Source organism: Vibrio sp. 1F253 (genome assembly GCF_041439295.1).
In the GTDB taxonomy this organism is placed as follows: Bacteria; Pseudomonadota; Gammaproteobacteria; order Enterobacterales; family Vibrionaceae; genus Vibrio; species Vibrio tasmaniensis_A.
In genome coordinates this window covers 1-17,939 of record NZ_JBGONU010000028.1, presented here as the reverse complement: position 1 = coordinate 17,939, position 17,939 = coordinate 1, and the positions used below count along the sequence as shown (strand labels likewise).

The following is a 17,939-nucleotide window of genomic DNA, read 5'->3' as shown; positions in this document are numbered from 1 at the left end:
ATCATAAAGTTACAATCCACGGCACTTCCGTCATTTTTATTTTGACGTAAAAATTGAGAAATGAATCACAATCTTTTTAACGGATTTCATAAAATCGTGTTGTTGATAGAGAGAAAGGTTTAAGAGTTTGTTCGTGTTGTTATACTTTTCGTACAAACAACGTGACATCGTTCTCAAAAAAAACCGTTAAAAAACGCCGTCAAAATCAATTTTAACGAGTTCATATCTTTTAATAGGAGCTTTCCTTGCGCACATTTTGGTACGTAACTTTATTCGTTCTCGCATTTTCAGCCAGACAAGCTGTGGCCGAACCTCTTTATTGGCAAGCCAAAACGGATGATCTGACGCTTACTATCTTAGGTTCTGTGCACGTGGGAGACGAGAGTATGTACCCACTTCCTTCGGCCATCACCGACGCGCTAAAAAACAGTGATGGCTTAGTTATCGAAACGGATATCAGAAAGTCTGATGACGTTGTATATCCCCGAAACAAACTCACTACAGCCGATGTACTCAATGAAGAACAGCTGCGATTATTAACCGACATCTCAAAATCATTGGACATGCCGACGCAACAACTGCTTAGCTCACCGCCTTGGGCGACATCTCTTTCTATACAGATGCAGCAGTTAAAAAAACTCGGTTATGGCTCCGCCGGCGGCGTTGATGCGACGCTAGCTTACAAAGCGACTATCCAAGATGTTCCCGTTATCAGCTTAGAGCCGCTTCAATTCCAAATAGACCTGATGACAAAACAAAAGGACGACGGTAAGGAGTGGTTAGTCAGTAGCCTTGAAGAGTTTGACCAAACTGATCGTGTGGTTCATTGCTTAATCGAAAGCTGGAAAGCGGGTGATTTAGCGAAGCTAGAAGCTTTCGCAGAGCTGTCTGAGATGTCACCTGAACTAGAGAAAGCATTTTTAACCGATCGCAATATAGACTGGGCAAACAAACTATCCGCCAATGATTGGAAACTTGACTCGAAAGAGAGCTACTTAATTGTGGTTGGCGCCTTGCACCTAATAGGAGAAGGTAACTTATTGCAGTTGTTAGAAGAGAAAGGTTTCAATGTCACTCAACAATCACAAAGCCAACAGGCCCGGTGTCAATTTGAGACTAGTGACGACAACTAACTAAATTCGATACCATGACCTTCTCATAATATAACCATTACTTAATAACTGAATCATTACACTTAATCGCACCATAACGGTGTTATTATCTTTCGCTCTTTTTATATACGGTGTTGTTCTCATGAAACTAGTACTCTTTGCTTTACCTTTAGCCCTAGCGATCCTCACGCCTACGGTAGTGACGGCTAAAGAAACTTGTACCATCGAACAGTTTCAGGCGATAGACATTCAACCGGATACAAAAGGCGGTGTGTTAGATAAAGAAAGCGGCCAGTTTCTGATCACTGAGAAGCCACCGATGCGCTGTGCCAATATTACGTTCATTACATCGACGACACGCAACCGTATCGCGAGCCAAATGAATAGAAAATTTGAAGCGAGCTTTTACGATGGCCAAACGAGTAACTCTCACTCGGTGACGTTTAACGAAGATGAAATACAGGCGGGTTACATTCGAATTGGTCGAAATAACCCTGTTGAAGCGTATGTTTGCTTTGCTACTTCAGAGACGCCAATCAAGAACATCACGTGTGATGTGAAGTAAACAGATTTTCGGCTGGCTTATTGAGTCAATCCTTTCTCTATGCGGGATGTTTAGAACAACAAGAGATTTCCGACTCACTCCTTCGTCGCTCTAGGGAATGACACATATACCAAAATGCAAAAAAGCCGTAGCCCCCTCTATTACGAGAGTGCTACGGCTTTCTTAATGTGATCGGTGAAGAGCTTATTTTGAATATCAGGCGAACCCCACCTTGGTTCTGATCCTATTTCCTATGATCTAAAACGACGAAAGCCTGCTCATTGAGCAGGCTTTCTTAATGTGGCCAGTGAAGAGCTTATTTTGAACATCGGGCGAACCCCCGCTTGGTTTTCAAACCAAATAGAAACCAAAGGGTTAAAATGCAAAAAAGCCGTAGCATTTCTGCTACGGCTTTCTTTAATGTGGTCGGTGAAGAGGGATTCGAACCCCCGACCCTCTGGTCCCAAACCAGATGCGCTACCAAGCTGCGCTATTCACCGAGATATCTAACTGGCTGATTGCCTGTCGATGAAGCGTATAATACGGATTCTGAGTTTATCCGCAAGGGCTTTTTTCACTCTTTTTTACAATATCGAATCGTTCGAACAAAAGACGTACAAGTGAAATGCCAATGTGACGAAAAACACACAGTTACCAACAAGTATTTAACTTATGAAACAGGATTGATCCAGATCAGTGAATTGATAACACCAGTTAATACACTAACTCGTGTCATATAACTTTGAGGTATACACATGGACTTTTGGCTAGAACTCCTATTTGGTAATGCGGTGGGGCTATCTTCAATGATAGTAATATTCGGGGCTCTGGGTCTCATGATGTTCTATGGAGGCTTCTTCATCTACAAAGTTATGACTGAAAAATCTCCTCACTAGAATCGCTCAGCCTAAGTCATCTACTTTTAAGTATCATTTTCTTTGGGTGGATGTAAAAACGCTTTGCACCGGAGCAGACTTATTGTCTTCTCCGGTTTTTTCATTTTTAAACCCGGCCTCAACTTAGGTATACTTACCCTATCCTTATCCAACTTGAGATACACACTATGTCTCATGATGACGACTTAGATCTATTCCAAGAAATGATGGGCGATGTTAAACGTATCGACCATGACACCGCCGAACACCAGAAAGTACACCGAGTCACAGAATCTCACCTTGCTAAGCGTGAAGCCGCTATGTGGCTGTCTGACGACGAGAAAGACTACTTATCATTAGACTACTCTCCAATGATCAAACCTGACGATGTCATTGCTTATAAAAAAGATGGCGTACAAGAAGGCGTATACAAAAAGCTGCGCTTGGGCAAGTATCCAATTCAAGCCAAACTCGACCTTCACAGGAAAACACTGAAAGACGCTCGTAACGAAGTACTCTCATTTTTACGCCAGTGTTTAAGAATGGATGTTCGCACCGTTATCATTGTCCACGGTAAAGGTGAGCGTTCGAATCCACCAGCAATGATGAAAAGCTACGTGGCAAATTGGCTAACACAAATTAACGATGTTCAATGTGTTCATTCAGCTCAGCAATTTCACGGTGGTACAGGTGCGGTCTATGTCATGCTCAGAAAGAGTAATGACAAAAAGCTAGAGAACAGAGAGCGCCATCAAAAGCGCAGCAGTTGATAAGTTGAGATAGATAAGTAAGCTAATAGCGGTCTTGCATCAAGAGCGATATTTCGTGCCTAGACTCACACCAAGTGCTAAAATTGTCCTCAGTTAACGAATCCCAACTCAAAGCAACTATTCAGAGGTTGCTTTTTGTTTATCTATATTTCCGTTGTGAAACGCTAAGAGAATATCATGTCACAAGAATCCCAAGCTAAACGCCTTAATAAATACATCAGTGAAACTGGTTTTTGCTCACGCCGCGAAGCCGACAAACTCATTGATGCTGGCCGAGTTACTATTAACGGTAAGATCCCTGAAATGGGCACTAAAGTCTTGCCTGGTGATGATGTTGAGATCGACAATAAACCTGTTCGTTCAAGAGAAAAGCCGATCTACATTGCTCTTAATAAACCAACAGGTATCACCTGTACTACTGAGCGTGATATTCCAGGCAACATCGTCGACTTTATAGGTCACCACAAGCGTATATTCCCTATTGGTCGTCTAGATAAGCCTTCTGATGGTCTTATCTTCTTGACCAACGATGGCGATATCGTAAACAAAATCCTACGTGCAGGTAACAACCACGAAAAAGAATACGTGGTTCGTGTAGATAAACCTATTACGACTGAGTTCTTGAAGCAAATGGGCGCTGGCGTTCATATTCTCGATACTGTTACCTTGCCATGTAAGGTAGAGAAAGAGACCAAGTTCTCGTTTCGCATCACATTAACGCAAGGCCTTAACCGTCAGATTCGCCGTATGTGTGAAGCTCTCGGATATGAAGTATTTAAGCTTCGCCGTGTTCGTATTATGAACATCTCATTAGACGGCATTCCTAACGGAAAATGGCGCTACCTGAGCGACGAAGAGATTACTGAAATCTTGGCGATGTGTGAAGGCTCAGTAAGTACTGAAGATGCGTCAAAAATGAACGCGAAGGGTCAACGCATTCGTAAAGCGACTGACGCGAAACTTTTTGATAGCCGTGAAGAGAACCAAACTTCAACAGCGCGCCGTAATCAAAACGAGAACCGTACTCGCACTTATCGCGGTAACAATGCGGATGAATTCCGTCATGCGCCTAACTCAAAGCGTGGCCGTAACTCATCGAACGGTGAAAGCGGTGGCGGTGGCAATACCGAGAACTGGAAATCAAACTCTCGTTCAGAGCGTTCTAATTCAGATAAAAACCGTTCGGATCGCAATCGCACAGATCGCGACAATAACGAACGTAGAAGCGGTAAACCGACAAACCGCAGTCCAGATTCAAACAGACCGAACAAGCCTGTAACGAAACGTGTTGGTGGTACTTTAGGTTTGAAAAAGTAGTCAGAACCCTTTCAAACGGGACTGTCGATAAAGAAACGCCCGCTAGATTAGTCTAGCGGGCGTTTTATTTATGATCATGTACGTTTATCGTTATGGAAAGCACAAGCTACAGGCATAGTTCAGCAAACTGACCACGCGTAAGTAGTACTAAGTCTTTCGGATCTAGCTCGATCTCTAACCCTCTCTTCCCTGCACTCACACATATCGTTTCAAAATCGGTAGCACTGAAATGAACAAAGGTAGGCAATGCTTTTTTCTGACCAAGAGGACTGATTCCTCCCACCACATAACCTGTCGTTTTCTGAGCAATATCTGGATCAGCCATCTCTGCTTTTTTACCTTTCGCCGCTTTTGCTGCAAACTTTAGATTTAGCTTCTTATCGACGGGAATAACGGCAACCGCCAAATCTTTCGCCACACCATTCAAGCTGAACAAAAGCGTTTTGAATACACGTTTGGGATCTTGACCAAGCGCTTCGACAGCCTCTAATCCATAATTCGTGTTATTTGTATCATGATGATACTGATGCACACTGTGAGCGATTTTCTTTTTCTTGGCGAGATTGATTGCAGGGGTCATAACAAATCCAAACGATAGATAAACAAAAAGCGACGCCGAGGCGTCGCTTTAGTTAAATTTATCATGGTGCTAGAGTCAATCTAATTTAGCACCTAATGATTCAATTAACTGGATTCAATTACTTGTAAACCATTTGACCTGAAGGCGCGTACTTGTTCACATCAACAGGGCTGTTTGCTTCTAGGTACTCTTTTAGTACTTCAGCGTCAACAAAACCTGTGTTCACAAAGCCTGGGTGATCAGACAGTTTAGGGTAACCGTCACCGCCAGCAGCGTTAAAGCTTGGTACCGTAAAGCGGTATGTTTCGTCTAAACGAAGCTGCTTGCCACCGATGAAGACATTCGATACTTCACCGTCAGCAACAGTCATAGAAATACCTGCAAACTGTGCATAAGCACCTGAATCAACAGGTTTAGTCGCCACTACGTTTAGGTAATCTAGAACTTCTTTACCTGTCATATCAGTGTAAGTCAGGATGTTTGCAAAAGGCTGTACTGTTAGTACATCTTTATAAGTCACATCGCCGGCTTCAATTGAGTCACGAACGCCACCAGAGTTCATCACAGCGAAGTCTGCTTTTGCACGCTCCATGTGAGAAGTAGCAATCAAACGACCCAGATTAGTTTGTTGGAAGCGAACTACGTTACGGTCACCTTCAAGCTTGCCATTTGTCTCAGCGATTTGAACTTCTAACTGAGCTTGGCCCTGTTCTTGGAAAGGACGTAGGAATTCAAGCAGCTCTGGATCTTGTGCGATTTCATCTTGAATAAGAACTCGTTGCTTCTTGCCGTCAATCTTAACTTTCTTCTTAAGGTTAACGGGAACCAAGTCGTAGCTCACCATCTCTAGTTCGCCGTTACGGAATTCGTAATCAGCACGGCCTACGTACTTGCCCCACTCGTGAGCTTGAACGATGTAAGTACCGTTTTGAACGTCTGGTTTACACTCATCACCCGGCTTGAAGTTTTGCTTCGCAACGTTAGGGCCTTCCATACATACAGGCTCTTGAGAGTGACCACCAACGATCATATCTAGATCGCCTTCATTTAGGTAACGAGCTAGTGCTACATCACCCGGAGCATTAACACCACGCTGACCATTTTCGTAGTGACCCATGTGAGTCACAGCGAAGATAAGATCGGGTTTTTCTGTTTCTTTAAGTTCAGCGATCAGTTTCTTCGCTTCTTCTTTAGGGTCACGGAAATCGATACCAGCAATAAATTCTGGGTTACCAATTTTCGCAGTATCTTCAGTCGTTAGACCGATAACAGCAATCTTGATATCTTGCTTTTCAAACATCTCGTAAGCTTGGAATTTACGCTCGCCTGTCGCTTTGTCGTAGATGTTTGCAGATAGCATTGGGAAGTTTGCCCAGTCGATCTGTTTTTGCAGTACGTCTAGTGAGTTATCGAACTCGTGGTTACCTAATGCCATTGCATCGTAACCAATTTTATTCATACCTTTAAAATCAGGTTCTGCATCCTGAAGGTCTGACTCTGGTACACCAGTGTTGATGTCACCGCCAGATAGAAGCAACACGCTACCGCCTTCTGCTTCAACTTCTGCACGAAGTTGGTCAACAAGCGTTTTACGTGCAGACATGCCGTATTCGCCGTATTTGTTCTGCCAAAAACGACCATGGTTGTCGTTCGTATGCAGGATAGTTAGCTTATAAGTTTCGTCTTGGTTCCAATCATGAGCTGATTGAGACGCACATCCTGCCAAAGTAGCTAGGATTGCAGCACTTAGTGCTGTTTTTAGAATAAGGCGTTGCTTCATTGTCATACCTTTGAACTTTTTAGGGGAATCCACTGCTTTCTATAATCCATTGCGACTCCTTGTCTGGAGTTCGAACAATAAGACTTCAACATGACTAATCTTAAATTAACATTCTAAATGTAACACGACGATTTCATATTTATGTCGAATTGGTCACGCATAGATCAACAGTTAAGTGTAACAAAATTATGAGATTACACTCAAACTTCCCCTGCATCACAGGCAATCGTTTACTTATAAAGTGTGATGAATGTCAGTAATTCACTACAAACAGGACAGACCTCACACACCTATACCCCTTTCTTAGGGAATCAGAGGCTCTGTTAACAAGAATTTAATCGCCTATCGTAGATTGACGCACTGAAAAACAAGTTCGTGAACAGCCATTCAGACAGCTTAGTCATAGCCCAAATAGGCCGAGGCTTCGGTGAACTCAACGGATGTTCCATTAAAAAACGCCCAACTCTAAGAGTTGGGCGTTTGTCTATTGCAATCAAATAACGAGTTAACATTCTCTAGTTAATACTAGTGACTTAACATCAGATAAAACTATTTAATTTCGATGTGCTCGAAGCCTTTGATAAGGTCATCAAGTGCTTTCATCTGCTTCAAGAACGGTTCTAGTTTATCTAGCGGTAGCGCCGATGGGCCATCACAGCGTGCTTGATCCGGGTTCGGGTGAGCCTCAAGAAATAGACCAGCAATACCCGTCGCAATGCCCGCTTTAGCTAGTTCAACCGTTTGCTCACGACGACCGCCAGATGCAGCACCTGATGGATCACGCATTTGAAGCGCGTGAGTCACGTCAAAGATGATTGGGCTGCCGTTTGATGATTTTTTCATTACACCGAAGCCAAGCATATCAACAACTAAGTTGTCATACCCCATGCAAGAACCACGTTCACAAAGAATGATGTTGTCGTTGCCGCATTCAGCAAACTTATCAACGATGTTACCCACTTGATCTGGGCTCATGAATTGAGGTTTCTTCACGTTGATTACCGCGCCAGTCTTAGCCATCGCTTCAACAAGGTCGGTTTGACGAGCTAGGAACGCCGGAAGTTGGATTACATCAACCACATCAGCAACAGGCTGAGCTTGTGCTTCTGTGTGAATATCAGTAATGATCTTCACGCCAAAAGTATCTTTCAGCTCTTGGAAAATTTTAAGACCTTCTTCCATGCCAGGACCACGGTATGAGTGAACTGAGCTACGGTTTGCTTTGTCGAAAGACGCCTTAAATACATAAGGGATACCCAGCTTCTCTGTTACTTTCACGTAGTGCTCACAGATCTGCATAGCGAGATCGCGAGATTCAAGAACGTTCATACCTGCAAATAGCGTAAATGGCTTGTCATTAGCAATTGGCATATTGCCAATGTGAACTGTTTTCTGTTCCATCATATTCTCTCTAAATAATTATTAATTAGTGAACAACCACTGTCTTTTCGTTCATGACGTTCACTTGAGATTTTAGTAGCTCAGATGCAGGGTCATCTGGGCATTGGTCGATAAAATATTGATAATCCGTAGCAGCGACTTGATGACAGTCTAGCTGCTGATAAATAAAGCCGCGGTCGCGGATTTCATACGGATCATCCGGCACAAACGTTAACGCAAGGTCAGTACACTTCAATGCAAGCGTATAACGCTCTTCTCGCAGCAATGCACTCTTAAGTAACGCTAGCCACTTACCAATAATCGTTGGGTGGTCAGCAACTTCTAAGTGTTCAGCTTTTACCTTAGCTAGTGGGCCATCATGCCCAATAAGCCATGCTCGTAAAGTTTGCACGCCAACGTACTCGCCGTTGTACGGGTTAATGTATACAGCAGCTTGCCCGAACCAACTCACTTTAAGTAAGAATTGAGTTGGGAAAGATACGCCTTCAACAGGGAAGCCTAACTTGCGACCTAGATACAGAAAGATCGCACCAAGACTCACTGGAATGCCTTTTTTTCTCTCAAGTACTTTATCGATAAATGCGTTTTCCGAAGAAAAATACGCATCTTTATCCCCAGCAAAACCCCACTCATAAAAGAATAGTCGAATAAAGGATTCAAATTTCTGCTGTTCATCCGTTTCGTTAACCAAAGCAAACTCGGCGTCTTTCAACAATCTCGCCAACTCTTGTTCTGCCCAACTGTCTTGAGTTTCTGGGTTAATCGCTTTATTTAAGATCAATGCACCTTCAGCTAACTCTAGCTGGTCAAAGTCTTCATCAAAAAATTCGTACATAGGTAGTTAACCGAAATAAGGAGATAATTAACCGAAAAATGTTGGTGTCTTCGTCATTGCAATTTTACCTGCCATCGCTAACCAGCCAAGCGCACCAAAGAAAGAGAACACTCTCAGTAGCTTGTTTTTACCTAGCTTAAGCGCAAAGAAACCCAATGCGATGTAAGCCATAACACAGGTTAGTTTTTCGGTTAACCAGGGTGCTGCTGGTGTAAATGGAATAAAGCCAGTGATAAAAATCAAACCAATACCCGAAAGCAACAGCAATGAGTCATTGATATGAGGGAAACGCTGTAAGAAAGGATGCTTAAGCTTCGGTGAGTTAGCCATCATAAGAACGAAACGAATCGAAAGAAGCAGTGCGCTTATAGCAATCGTTAATAGGTGAAAATGTTTTAGACCTTCGTACATGGTATTCCTTTATATTTTTATATGTCTTTCGTTAACACGAGCCACACAATACCCGTTAATGCTCTGTAGTTCTGCGTAAAATCTCTGTATTTCTGCGTTAAATGCATTATCGAGCTAAGTGTATTTTCGAGTTAAAGGTATCAATTTAGCAAGTTAATCATCTATTGCTCACAAGATGATTAACAGCAGCCTATGAACAGTAACGACCCAATGTCACTCGGTCATTACCACCGTAATCTTTCTCTGTCACAACATCGAGATATCCGAGCGCCTGCATAATCTCACGTACAGCTAAACCTTGGTCGTAACCGTGTTCAAACGCTAACCAACCTTCGTTTTCTAAAAAGCTTCGTGCGTTTTCAGAGATGTATCGAATATCAGCTAAACCTTTATCTTCAGCCACTAACGCTGTGATCGGTTCAAAACGCACATCACCTTGAGATAAATGAGGGTCATTCTTCTCAATGTAAGGTGGGTTAGAGACAATCAACGAGAACTTCACCGCTTCTTTTTCAGAGTTAGCCAGGTTCAAAGGCTCAAACCAACTGCCATGTAAAAAAGTGGCGTTAGTGATATTTAATCGCTGAGCGTTTTCTGTCGCAAGTTGTTGCGCTTCCGGACGAAGATCAATTCCCGTCACTGGTCGGTTCGGCATCTCAGACGCCAATGCCAAAGCAATCGCACCTGTACCAGTTCCTAAATCGAGAATCGCACCTTGCTTGCCATACGTTTTGTCTAACGCCACTTCAACCAAACGTTCCGTATCTGGACGCGGGATTAAAGTAGAAGGAGAGACTTTTAACGGTAGCGACCAAAACTCACGTTCACCAACAATATAAGCCACAGGCTCACCGATTAAGCGACGTTTTAGAAGGATATGGAATTCGGATTCTTGTTCTGAAGTGAGATGCTTCTCAGGCCAAGTCAGTAGGTAAGATCTAGGTTTATCTAAGGCGTGACAAAGCAGTACCGCAGCATCAATCGAGGGCGACGTGTTATCGCCCTCTTGAAGCTGTACGATTGCTGACTTTAAAGCACTTTCAACCGTATATGCTGACTGCATAGTAATTAGTTGTGCTCAGCAAGTGCTGCTAGTTGATCGGCTTGGTGCTCTTGTAGAACAGGATCAAGCAGGCTTTGCATATCACCCTCTAGAACTTCGTTCAGGCGGTAGATAGTTAAGTTAATGCGGTGATCAGAAACACGGCCTTGAGGGTAGTTGTACGTACGAATACGGTCACTACGGTCACCAGAACCTAATAGGTTACGACGTGTATCTGAAATCGCGGCAGCACGACGCTCTTCTTCAGCTTGAACGATACGAGCCGCAAGAACAGCCATCGCTTTCGCTTTGTTTTTATGCTGAGAACGCTCGTCTTGACACTCTACAACTGTACCTGTTGGTAAGTGAGTAATACGGATTGCTGAATCCGTGGTGTTAACGTGCTGACCACCCGCGCCAGATGCACGGAAAGTATCAATCTTAAGATCGCCAGCTTTGATCTCTGGAAGATCCGCTTCTGGGATCTCAGGCATAACCGCAACGGTACATGCTGATGTATGAACACGACCTTGAGATTCCGTCTCAGGTACACGTTGTACACGGTGACCACCAGACTCAAACTTCATTGTGCCGTAAACAGCATCGCCACTGATTTTAGCGATCATCTCTTTAAAGCCGCCCTGCTCTGAAACATTGCTGCTCATCACTTCGACGCGCCAGCCTTTTTTCTCGGCAAACTTAGAGTACATACGGAAAAGGTTACCCGCAAAGATACCCGCTTCATCACCACCTGCGCCGGCACGAATCTCTAAGAAACAGTTACGCTCATCGTTTGGATCTTTTGGAATCAGAAGAATTTGCAGCTCATCAGTCAGACGTTCAATATTCGCTTTCGCATCTTTGATTTCTTCTTGAGCCATTTCACGCATTTCTGCGTCGTCTTCATTTGCCATCTCTTCAGCAGCTTCTAAATCTTCTTGAGCTTGCTGGTATGATTTAAAGCACCCCGTCACCTCTTCTAATTGAGAATACTCTTTTGACAAGGCACGGAATTTGTCTTGATTCCCAAGTACATCGGGATCACCAAGTAGATGTTGAACTTCTTCATAGCGTTCAACAAGTGTTTCAAGCTTTATTAGAATCGAGGCTTTCATAATGTCTTATTCTGTTGGAGGTCGAATATTATTGAGGGTTTTCTAAGCCCAAACTCTGTCTAATGACCGTTAATTTTGCAGGTTCTCCTTGCTCTGCTGCACTTTGGAGTGCACGCGTTGGAGCATGGATCAATTTGTTTGTGAGCTTGTTACTTAGCTCAAGTAAAACTTTTTCAGGGTCACCGCCAGCGGCAAGTGATTGTAAACTCTTACTTAATAATTCTTCTCGGATTTCATTGGCCGATTTTCGATAGTCACGAATACTGTCTACCGCTTGCAGTGAGCGCATCCAACTCATGAAGGCCGCACTTTCTTCACTAACAATAGCTTCCGCTTGGATAGCTTCCACTTTACGTTGTTCAATGTTGCCATCAACAATCGACTGCAGATCATCAACGGAATACAGGTAAGCATCATTCAGATCGCCTACCTGAGACTCAACGTCTCGAGGCACTGCAATATCAACCAACAACATCGGTTGATGTTTTCTTGTCTTAAGTGCGGTCTCAACCATGCCCTTCCCAATAATAGGCAGTGGACTAGCGGTTGAGCTGATCACGATATCCGCTCGATGCAGGTGATCGGGGATTTCATTGAGGCTAATCACTTCAGCACCAAACTCTTCTGCTAGCCCTAAAGCACGCTCACGAGTTCGGTTGGCCACAATCATCTTGGTGCAACCATTCGCTGAAAGGTGTTTTGCCACCAATTCAATCGTCTCACCCGCACCTACCAATAACACCGTTGATTCAGCAATCGACTCAAAGATGTGTTTGGCTAATGTGCAAGCTGCGTAAGCAACTGAAACCGCACTGCCACCAATTTCGGTTTCAGTTCGAACACGCTTAGCGACAGAAAATGATTTCTGAAACAGTTTTTCCATTGAAGCATCAACAGATTTGTTATCTCGGGAATCTGTATAAGCTTGCTTCACCTGACCTAAAATCTGTGGTTCACCCAACACCAGAGAGTCCAAACCACAGGCAACGCGCATTAAGTGCTTAATCGCGGCTTGTTCTTCATGGATGTAGATACTCGGTTTTAATTCTTCAGGGCTAACTTGATGAAATACAGACAGCCAATCGATCAACTTGTTTTTTGCCACGCCTTTGACGTCACAATACACTTCAGTTCGATTACAGGTAGAAAGTATGACACTTCCATTTACGTGTGCATTTGCGTTAAGTTGCTTAAGTGCCTCAGATAATTTATCTGGACCAAAAGCGACTTTTTCTCGCAATTCAACCGACGCTGTATTGTGATTGATACCTACGGCAAGCAAAGACATGTATCAGAAGTTCTCGATCAGGGAATGGAAACAAGGGGCGAATTTTACTTGATGCATGGCTCTATTTAAAGAGCAAGCGGGATTTGTTTTCCTGAGTTCGTGAATTCAATGCTATAATTGAGACGTTTTTTAGATAAATTTGAACAAGTTGTGAGCAAATATGAGCAAGCTTCGAAAAATCACGTCTCTTATTTTTTTGACCATCATTATGGTGGGTTGCTCGTCTATCCCAGAACAACCGACCAGCGTTGAGTGGCAAAGTCACCAAAACAGGCTTTTACAGATAGAAAACTATCAAGCTTCAGGCAAGCTCGCTTACATTTCTCCAGAGCAACGCCAAAGCCTAAACTTCATATGGAAGCACTCCCCAAATCAAAGCCAATTAAGACTGACCACTTTCCTTGGTCAAACCGCTTTGAACCTTACAATCGACAGTTTGGGTGCAAAAGTCGTGACTTACGATGATCAAGTATTCACCCATGCAAGTGCATCTGTATTGGTAGAGCAACTTACTGGATTGCAGATCCCCATTGATCACCTACCACAATGGTTCCTTGGCATTCCCGACCAAGCAGACAGCTACCAACTCAACAGCACTAACACGCTTGAATCTCTGTCTAAACAAGTCAGCAGTCAATTGTGGACCCTGAATTTTGCTAACTATCGCAATACAGAGATGCCGAGTAAACAACTATCAGATGAAGACAACGCAAAGGTAGAGACAATTCCCCTCCCTACTCGATTGTCATTCAAGCAAGACGAGAACAAAATCAACATTGTAGTTTCGAAGTGGACACTGAAAAAATGATAACAACGCCAACGCACTGGCCTTCGCCAGCTAAGCTGAATTTATTTCTCTATATCACTGGCCGACGCGATAATGGCTATCACGAACTTCAGACCCTATTTCAGTTTGTCGACTTTGGCGATGAACTTACGGTTACCGCAAACCGAGAAACAAGCTCGATAACAATCACACCTGAAATTCCAGGCGTTGCGACAGAAGATAACCTGATTTGGAAAGCCGCAACTGCCCTTCAACAATATACATCGACAACTTTCGGTACGGATATTCAGTTAAAGAAAGTGCTTCCTATGGGAGGTGGCATTGGCGGAGGCTCTTCAAATGCCGCAACCGTGTTGGTCGCGCTCAACCATTTATGGCAACTCAACCTGTCTGATGACCAGTTAGCTGAGATTGGCTTAAAGCTTGGTGCAGACGTTCCGGTCTTCGTTCGAGGCCACGCCGCCTTTGCTGAAGGTGTTGGTGAACAATTACAACCCGCTAATCCGGATGAGAAATGGTATCTCGTTGTTAAACCTCAAGTGAGCATAGCAACTGTAGACATATTCACACATTCAGAATTAACTCGAAATACGCCGAAGCGAGCACTATCAACGCTTCTAGAGCAAGAATACGTAAACGATTGCGAAAAAATTGTGCGAATGCTGTACCCAGAGGTTGATAAGCAACTTTCATGGCTGCTACAATACGCGCCGTCGAGATTGACTGGTACAGGTTCGTGCGTTTTTGCTGAATTTAGCAGCAAAAAAGAAGCCGAACTGGTGCTAGAGCAACTACCTGACACAGTTTCCGCGTTTGTCGCGAAAGGACGAAACATTTCGCCTTTGAAAGAAACTTTGGCTGAATACCAATCAGCCCACCCACAATCTATTTAAAACTGGACGCAACCCGAGGTTTCCACCGTGCCTGATATGAAGCTATTTGCTGGTAACGCAACACCTGAACTAGCCCAACGTATTGCTGATCGTCTATACATCTCTCTTGGCGATGCTACTGTAGACCGTTTTTCTGATGGCGAAGTCGCTGTTCAAATCAATGAAAACGTTCGTGGTAGCGATGTATTCCTGATTCAATCAACTTGTGCACCAACCAATGACAACCTTATGGAGTTGGTGGTAATGATTGACGCAATGCGCCGTGCTTCTGCTGGCCGTATTACTGCTGTAATCCCTTACTTCGGTTATGCCCGTCAAGATCGTCGTGTACGTTCTGCTCGTGTGCCTATTACTGCAAAAGTTGTTGCAGATTTCCTTTCTAACGTTGGCGTTGACCGCGTTCTTACTATCGACCTACACGCGGAGCAAATCCAAGGCTTCTTCGATGTACCTGTTGATAACATTTTCGGCACTCCAGTTCTTCTAGAAGACATGGCTAACCGTGGCCTAGAAAACCCAGTTGTGGTTTCTCCAGACCTTGGTGGTGTTGTACGTGCTCGTGCTACAGCTAAAGCGCTAGGTGATGTTGACATCGCTATCGTTGATAAGCGTCGTCCACGTGCTAACGTTTCTGAAGTAATGAACCTAATCGGTGATGTTGAAGGTCGTGACTGTGTTATCGTTGATGACATGATCGATACTGGTGGCACACTATGTAAAGCAGCTGAAGCGCTTAAAGAGCGCGGTGCTAAGCGTGTATTCGCTTACGCAACTCACGCTGTATTCTCAGGTACTGCTGCAGACAATATCCGCAATTCAGTTCTAGACCAAGTTATTGTTACCGATTCAATCAAGCTTTCTCCGGAAATGGCCGCGACAGGTAAAGTAACTGAACTAAGCCTTTCTCGCATGCTTGCTGAAGCGATTCGTCGTATCAGCAACGAAGAGTCTATCTCTGCGATGTTCAACTAATCAAAGCTCTATAGCTTTGCTTTAGCAGAACAATCTGAAAAAGATATTAAGCACTTCATTCGATGAAGTGCTTTTTTTATATCTAACGACCACAGTTTGAAACATTGAGTTGCTATCAGCTAGCTCGCACCTTTTTCATAAACTGTGATATCATACGGCGCTTTTTGAAATCCCAAGAGAGATCCATACCTTGAGCCAACAAATAAAACTTCTCGTTGGACTGGCTAATCCAGGTCCAGAATACGCCAAAACTCGCCACAATGCGGGTGCTTGGGTAGTTGAAGAATTAGCACGTGTACACAACGTGACACTGAAGAACGAACCAAAGTTCTTTGGCCTAACGGGTCGTATCATGGTTCATGGTGAAGATCTTCGTTTGCTGATCCCAACGACTTTTATGAACTTATCCGGCAAAGCAGTTGCAGCACTGGCAAAGTTCTACCAAATTAAACCAGAAGAGATCATGGTCGCTCACGATGAGTTAGACCTCCCTTCAGGTATTGGTAAGTTTAAAAAAGGTGGTGGTCATGGTGGACATAATGGTCTGAAAGACATCATCAGCAAGCAGGGTAACAATAAAGAATTCTATCGTCTTAGATTAGGCATTGGCCATCCAGGACACAAAGATAAAGTTGCAGGTTATGTATTAGGCAAAGCTCCTGCGAAAGAGCAAGAGTGTATCGAGGCTGTCGTTGACGAATCGGTTCGTAGCCTAGACATCTTATTGAAAGATGGCCTACCAAAAGCACAAAATCGCTTACATACGTTCAAAGCAGAATAAGGTTTATATCATGGGTTTTAAATGTGGCATCGTTGGTCTACCAAACGTTGGTAAGTCAACTCTGTTTAACGCACTGACTAAAGCAGGCATCGAAGCAGCAAACTTTCCATTTTGTACGATCGAACCAAACACAGGTATCGTTCCGGTTCCAGATCTACGCTTAGATGCATTAGCAAAAATTGTTAATCCACAGAAGATCCTTCCAACGACAATGGAATTCGTAGATATCGCAGGCCTAGTTGCTGGCGCATCTAAAGGCGAAGGTCTAGGTAACAAGTTCCTAGCTAACATCCGCGAAACTGATGCTATCGGTCACGTTGTACGCTGCTTTGAAAACGAAAACATCGTTCACGTTTCAGGCAAAGTATCACCTATCGAAGATATCGAAGTGATCAACCTTGAGCTTGCTCTTGCCGATCTAGATAGCTGTGAACGTGCAATATTCCGCAATGCTAAAAAAGCAAAAGGCGGCGATAAAGACGCTAAATTCGAAACTACGGTTCTTGAAAAGCTACTACCTATCCTGACAGAAGGTGGTATGGCTCGTACTGTTGAACTTGCTAAAGAAGAAGTAGCGGCGATCGACTACCTTAACTTCCTAACGCTTAAGCCAACAATGTACATCGCAAACGTTGCTGAAGATGGTTTTGAAAACAACCCTTACCTAGACGCAGTTCGTGAGTACGCAGAAAAAGAGAACAACGTTGTTGTTGCTGTTTGTGCTGCAATCGAATCTGAGCTTTCTGAACTTGACGATGAAGATCGTGAAGAGTTCCTTGCAGACATGGGTATCGAAGAACCAGGCCTTAACCGAGTGATCCGCTCTGGTTACGAACTGCTTACTCTTCAGACTTACTTCACTGCAGGTGTTAAAGAAGTTCGCGCTTGGACGATCCCTGTCGGTGCGACTGCGCCACAAGCTGCAGGCAAGATCCACACCGACTTCGAAAAAGGGTTCATCCGTGCAGAAGTAGTTGGTTACGAACATTTCATCGAATTTGGCGGTGAAAGCGGAGCAAAAGATGCAGGTAAATGGCGTCTTGAAGGCAAAGAATACATCGTTAAAGACGGTGATGTTGTTCACTTCCGTTTCAACGTTTAATTACCGATAAACATCTAATAAAAGGCCAGTGAATTCACTGGCCTTTTTCGTTTTCGCTCTTTGCTAAAGAGCTTCTTATCCAAAACTTAACTTCCTATATATATCGGCATTTGAACCTATTTCTTGCTGACAAATACGCCTCTTTGACTAAAAAGAAACCGAACAGATGTTTATTCGTGATTTATTCAAAAAAAAAGTTGACGGGTTTCACTCAACTCCGCATAATGCGCCCCGTTCACAACGAAGCGGCAACGTCTCGAAATGAGCAACAATTTGGAAATGGCTACTTAGCTCAGTTGGTTAGAGCACATCACTCATAATGATGGGGTCGCAG

The 17,939-nt window shown here is 43.7% G+C and carries 18 protein-coding genes and 1 tRNA gene; 10 read left to right on the top strand and 9 right to left on the bottom strand.

The window, feature by feature from the left end:
• Positions 1–245: 245 nt before the first annotated feature.
• Together ACED28_RS14400 and ACED28_RS14395 are read left to right on the top strand one after the other, a co-directional pair.
• The gene (locus ACED28_RS14400) at positions 246–1,133 is read left to right on the top strand and encodes a TraB/GumN family protein (protein WP_371702711.1); all 888 of its coding nucleotides are present in this window, start codon (positions 246–248) and stop codon (positions 1,131–1,133) included.
• Between the two features lie 121 nt (positions 1,134–1,254).
• The gene (locus ACED28_RS14395; RefSeq protein WP_371702713.1) at positions 1,255–1,677 is read left to right on the top strand and encodes a hypothetical protein; all 423 of its coding nucleotides are present in this window, start codon (positions 1,255–1,257) and stop codon (positions 1,675–1,677) included.
• A 402-nt stretch (positions 1,678–2,079) separates the two neighbouring features.
• Here ACED28_RS14395 and ACED28_RS14390 read toward each other — a convergent pair.
• Positions 2,080–2,156, bottom strand: a tRNA-Pro gene (locus ACED28_RS14390).
• Between the two features lie 255 nt (positions 2,157–2,411).
• On the opposite strand from ACED28_RS14390, the gene ACED28_RS14385 reads away from it, so the two are divergent.
• The 3 genes from ACED28_RS14385 to rluF all read left to right on the top strand — a co-directional run bounded on the left by ACED28_RS14385 (position 2,412) and on the right by rluF (position 4,618).
• The gene (locus ACED28_RS14385; RefSeq protein ID WP_004736246.1) at positions 2,412–2,552 is read left to right on the top strand and encodes a DUF3149 domain-containing protein; all 141 of its coding nucleotides are present in this window, start codon (positions 2,412–2,414) and stop codon (positions 2,550–2,552) included.
• A 167-nt stretch (positions 2,553–2,719) separates the two neighbouring features.
• Positions 2,720–3,301 (top strand): DNA endonuclease SmrA, encoded by a 582-nt coding sequence (gene smrA / locus ACED28_RS14380; protein ID WP_009848720.1) that lies wholly within the window; start codon positions 2,720–2,722, stop codon positions 3,299–3,301.
• Positions 3,302–3,478: 177 nt separating this feature from the next.
• A complete protein-coding gene (gene rluF, locus ACED28_RS14375) occupies positions 3,479–4,618 on the top strand; it encodes a 23S rRNA pseudouridine(2604) synthase RluF (protein ID WP_009848721.1) in 1,140 nt (379 codons plus the stop codon).
• A 106-nt stretch (positions 4,619–4,724) separates the two neighbouring features.
• Here rluF and ybaK read toward each other — a convergent pair whose 3' ends face one another.
• The 8 genes from ybaK to hemA all read right to left on the bottom strand — a co-directional run bounded on the left by ybaK (position 4,725) and on the right by hemA (position 13,070).
• Complete coding sequence (gene ybaK, locus ACED28_RS14370; RefSeq protein ID WP_017103969.1) at positions 4,725–5,198, bottom strand: Cys-tRNA(Pro) deacylase; 474 nt, start codon at positions 5,196–5,198, stop codon at positions 4,725–4,727.
• Positions 5,199–5,316: 118 nt separating this feature from the next.
• Positions 5,317–6,978 (bottom strand): bifunctional UDP-sugar hydrolase/5'-nucleotidase UshA, encoded by a 1,662-nt coding sequence (gene ushA / locus ACED28_RS14365; RefSeq protein WP_371710128.1) that lies wholly within the window; start codon positions 6,976–6,978, stop codon positions 5,317–5,319.
• 549 nt (positions 6,979–7,527) lie between these two features.
• Complete coding sequence (kdsA, locus tag ACED28_RS14360; protein WP_083784152.1) at positions 7,528–8,382, bottom strand: 3-deoxy-8-phosphooctulonate synthase; 855 nt, start codon at positions 8,380–8,382, stop codon at positions 7,528–7,530.
• A gap of 22 nt (positions 8,383–8,404) precedes the next feature.
• Positions 8,405–9,214 carry a SirB1 family protein gene (locus tag ACED28_RS14355; RefSeq protein WP_009848725.1) on the bottom strand — a complete coding sequence of 270 codons (810 nt, stop codon included), beginning with the start codon at positions 9,212–9,214 and terminating at the stop codon, positions 8,405–8,407.
• A 27-nt stretch (positions 9,215–9,241) separates the two neighbouring features.
• A complete protein-coding gene (locus ACED28_RS14350; RefSeq protein ID WP_371710127.1) occupies positions 9,242–9,625 on the bottom strand; it encodes a SirB2 family protein in 384 nt (127 codons plus the stop codon).
• 190 nt (positions 9,626–9,815) lie between these two features.
• Positions 9,816–10,688 carry a peptide chain release factor N(5)-glutamine methyltransferase gene (prmC, locus tag ACED28_RS14345; RefSeq protein WP_135444905.1) on the bottom strand — a complete coding sequence of 291 codons (873 nt, stop codon included), beginning with the start codon at positions 10,686–10,688 and terminating at the stop codon, positions 9,816–9,818.
• Between the two features lie 5 nt (positions 10,689–10,693).
• Complete coding sequence (gene prfA / locus ACED28_RS14340) at positions 10,694–11,782, bottom strand: peptide chain release factor 1 (RefSeq protein WP_009848728.1); 1,089 nt, start codon at positions 11,780–11,782, stop codon at positions 10,694–10,696.
• Positions 11,783–11,810: 28 nt separating this feature from the next.
• On the bottom strand, positions 11,811–13,070 hold the full coding sequence (gene hemA / locus ACED28_RS14335; protein WP_009848729.1) for a glutamyl-tRNA reductase: 1,260 nt from the start codon (positions 13,068–13,070) through the stop codon (positions 11,811–11,813).
• 160 nt (positions 13,071–13,230) lie between these two features.
• Between hemA and lolB the strand changes: the two genes are divergently transcribed.
• The 5 genes from lolB to ychF all read left to right on the top strand — a co-directional run bounded on the left by lolB (position 13,231) and on the right by ychF (position 17,605).
• Complete coding sequence (lolB, locus tag ACED28_RS14330; RefSeq protein WP_102327917.1) at positions 13,231–13,878, top strand: lipoprotein insertase outer membrane protein LolB; 648 nt, start codon at positions 13,231–13,233, stop codon at positions 13,876–13,878.
• A complete protein-coding gene (gene ispE, locus ACED28_RS14325; RefSeq protein WP_135444909.1) occupies positions 13,875–14,750 on the top strand; it encodes a 4-(cytidine 5'-diphospho)-2-C-methyl-D-erythritol kinase in 876 nt (291 codons plus the stop codon). Before lolB ends, ispE begins: the two co-directional genes overlap by 4 nt.
• Before the next feature lie 27 nt (positions 14,751–14,777).
• Positions 14,778–15,722, top strand: a complete 945-nt coding sequence (locus ACED28_RS14320; RefSeq protein WP_017106306.1) for a ribose-phosphate pyrophosphokinase — start codon at positions 14,778–14,780, stop codon at positions 15,720–15,722.
• 190 nt (positions 15,723–15,912) lie between these two features.
• Positions 15,913–16,503 carry an aminoacyl-tRNA hydrolase gene (gene pth, locus ACED28_RS14315; RefSeq protein WP_371710126.1) on the top strand — a complete coding sequence of 197 codons (591 nt, stop codon included), beginning with the start codon at positions 15,913–15,915 and terminating at the stop codon, positions 16,501–16,503.
• A gap of 10 nt (positions 16,504–16,513) precedes the next feature.
• On the top strand, positions 16,514–17,605 hold the full coding sequence (gene ychF, locus ACED28_RS14310) for a redox-regulated ATPase YchF (protein WP_029223110.1): 1,092 nt from the start codon (positions 16,514–16,516) through the stop codon (positions 17,603–17,605).
• Positions 17,606–17,939 lie beyond the last annotated feature (334 nt).

Excerpts from the sequence above, each read along its gene's own strand:
- ACED28_RS14395 (WP_371702713.1), top strand. The coding sequence starts at position 1,255 with ATGAAACTAGTACTCTTTGCTTTACCTTTAGCCCTAGCGATCCTCACG.
- ACED28_RS14385 (WP_004736246.1), top strand. The coding sequence starts at position 2,412 with ATGGACTTTTGGCTAGAACTCCTATTTGGTAATGCGGTGGGGCTATCT.
- smrA (WP_009848720.1), top strand. The coding sequence starts at position 2,720 with ATGTCTCATGATGACGACTTAGATCTATTCCAAGAAATGATGGGCGAT.
- rluF (WP_009848721.1), top strand. The coding sequence starts at position 3,479 with ATGTCACAAGAATCCCAAGCTAAACGCCTTAATAAATACATCAGTGAA.
- ybaK (WP_017103969.1), bottom strand. The coding sequence starts at position 5,198 with ATGACCCCTGCAATCAATCTCGCCAAGAAAAAGAAAATCGCTCACAGT.
- ushA (WP_371710128.1), bottom strand. The coding sequence starts at position 6,978 with ATGAAGCAACGCCTTATTCTAAAAACAGCACTAAGTGCTGCAATCCTA.
- kdsA (WP_083784152.1), bottom strand. The coding sequence starts at position 8,382 with ATGATGGAACAGAAAACAGTTCACATTGGCAATATGCCAATTGCTAAT.
- ACED28_RS14355 (WP_009848725.1), bottom strand. The coding sequence starts at position 9,214 with ATGTACGAATTTTTTGATGAAGACTTTGACCAGCTAGAGTTAGCTGAA.
- ACED28_RS14350 (WP_371710127.1), bottom strand. The coding sequence starts at position 9,625 with ATGTACGAAGGTCTAAAACATTTTCACCTATTAACGATTGCTATAAGC.
- prmC (WP_135444905.1), bottom strand. The coding sequence starts at position 10,688 with ATGCAGTCAGCATATACGGTTGAAAGTGCTTTAAAGTCAGCAATCGTA.
- prfA (WP_009848728.1), bottom strand. The coding sequence starts at position 11,782 with ATGAAAGCCTCGATTCTAATAAAGCTTGAAACACTTGTTGAACGCTAT.
- hemA (WP_009848729.1), bottom strand. The coding sequence starts at position 13,070 with ATGTCTTTGCTTGCCGTAGGTATCAATCACAATACAGCGTCGGTTGAA.
- lolB (WP_102327917.1), top strand. The coding sequence starts at position 13,231 with ATGAGCAAGCTTCGAAAAATCACGTCTCTTATTTTTTTGACCATCATT.
- ispE (WP_135444909.1), top strand. The coding sequence starts at position 13,875 with ATGATAACAACGCCAACGCACTGGCCTTCGCCAGCTAAGCTGAATTTA.
- ychF (WP_029223110.1), top strand. The coding sequence starts at position 16,514 with ATGGGTTTTAAATGTGGCATCGTTGGTCTACCAAACGTTGGTAAGTCA.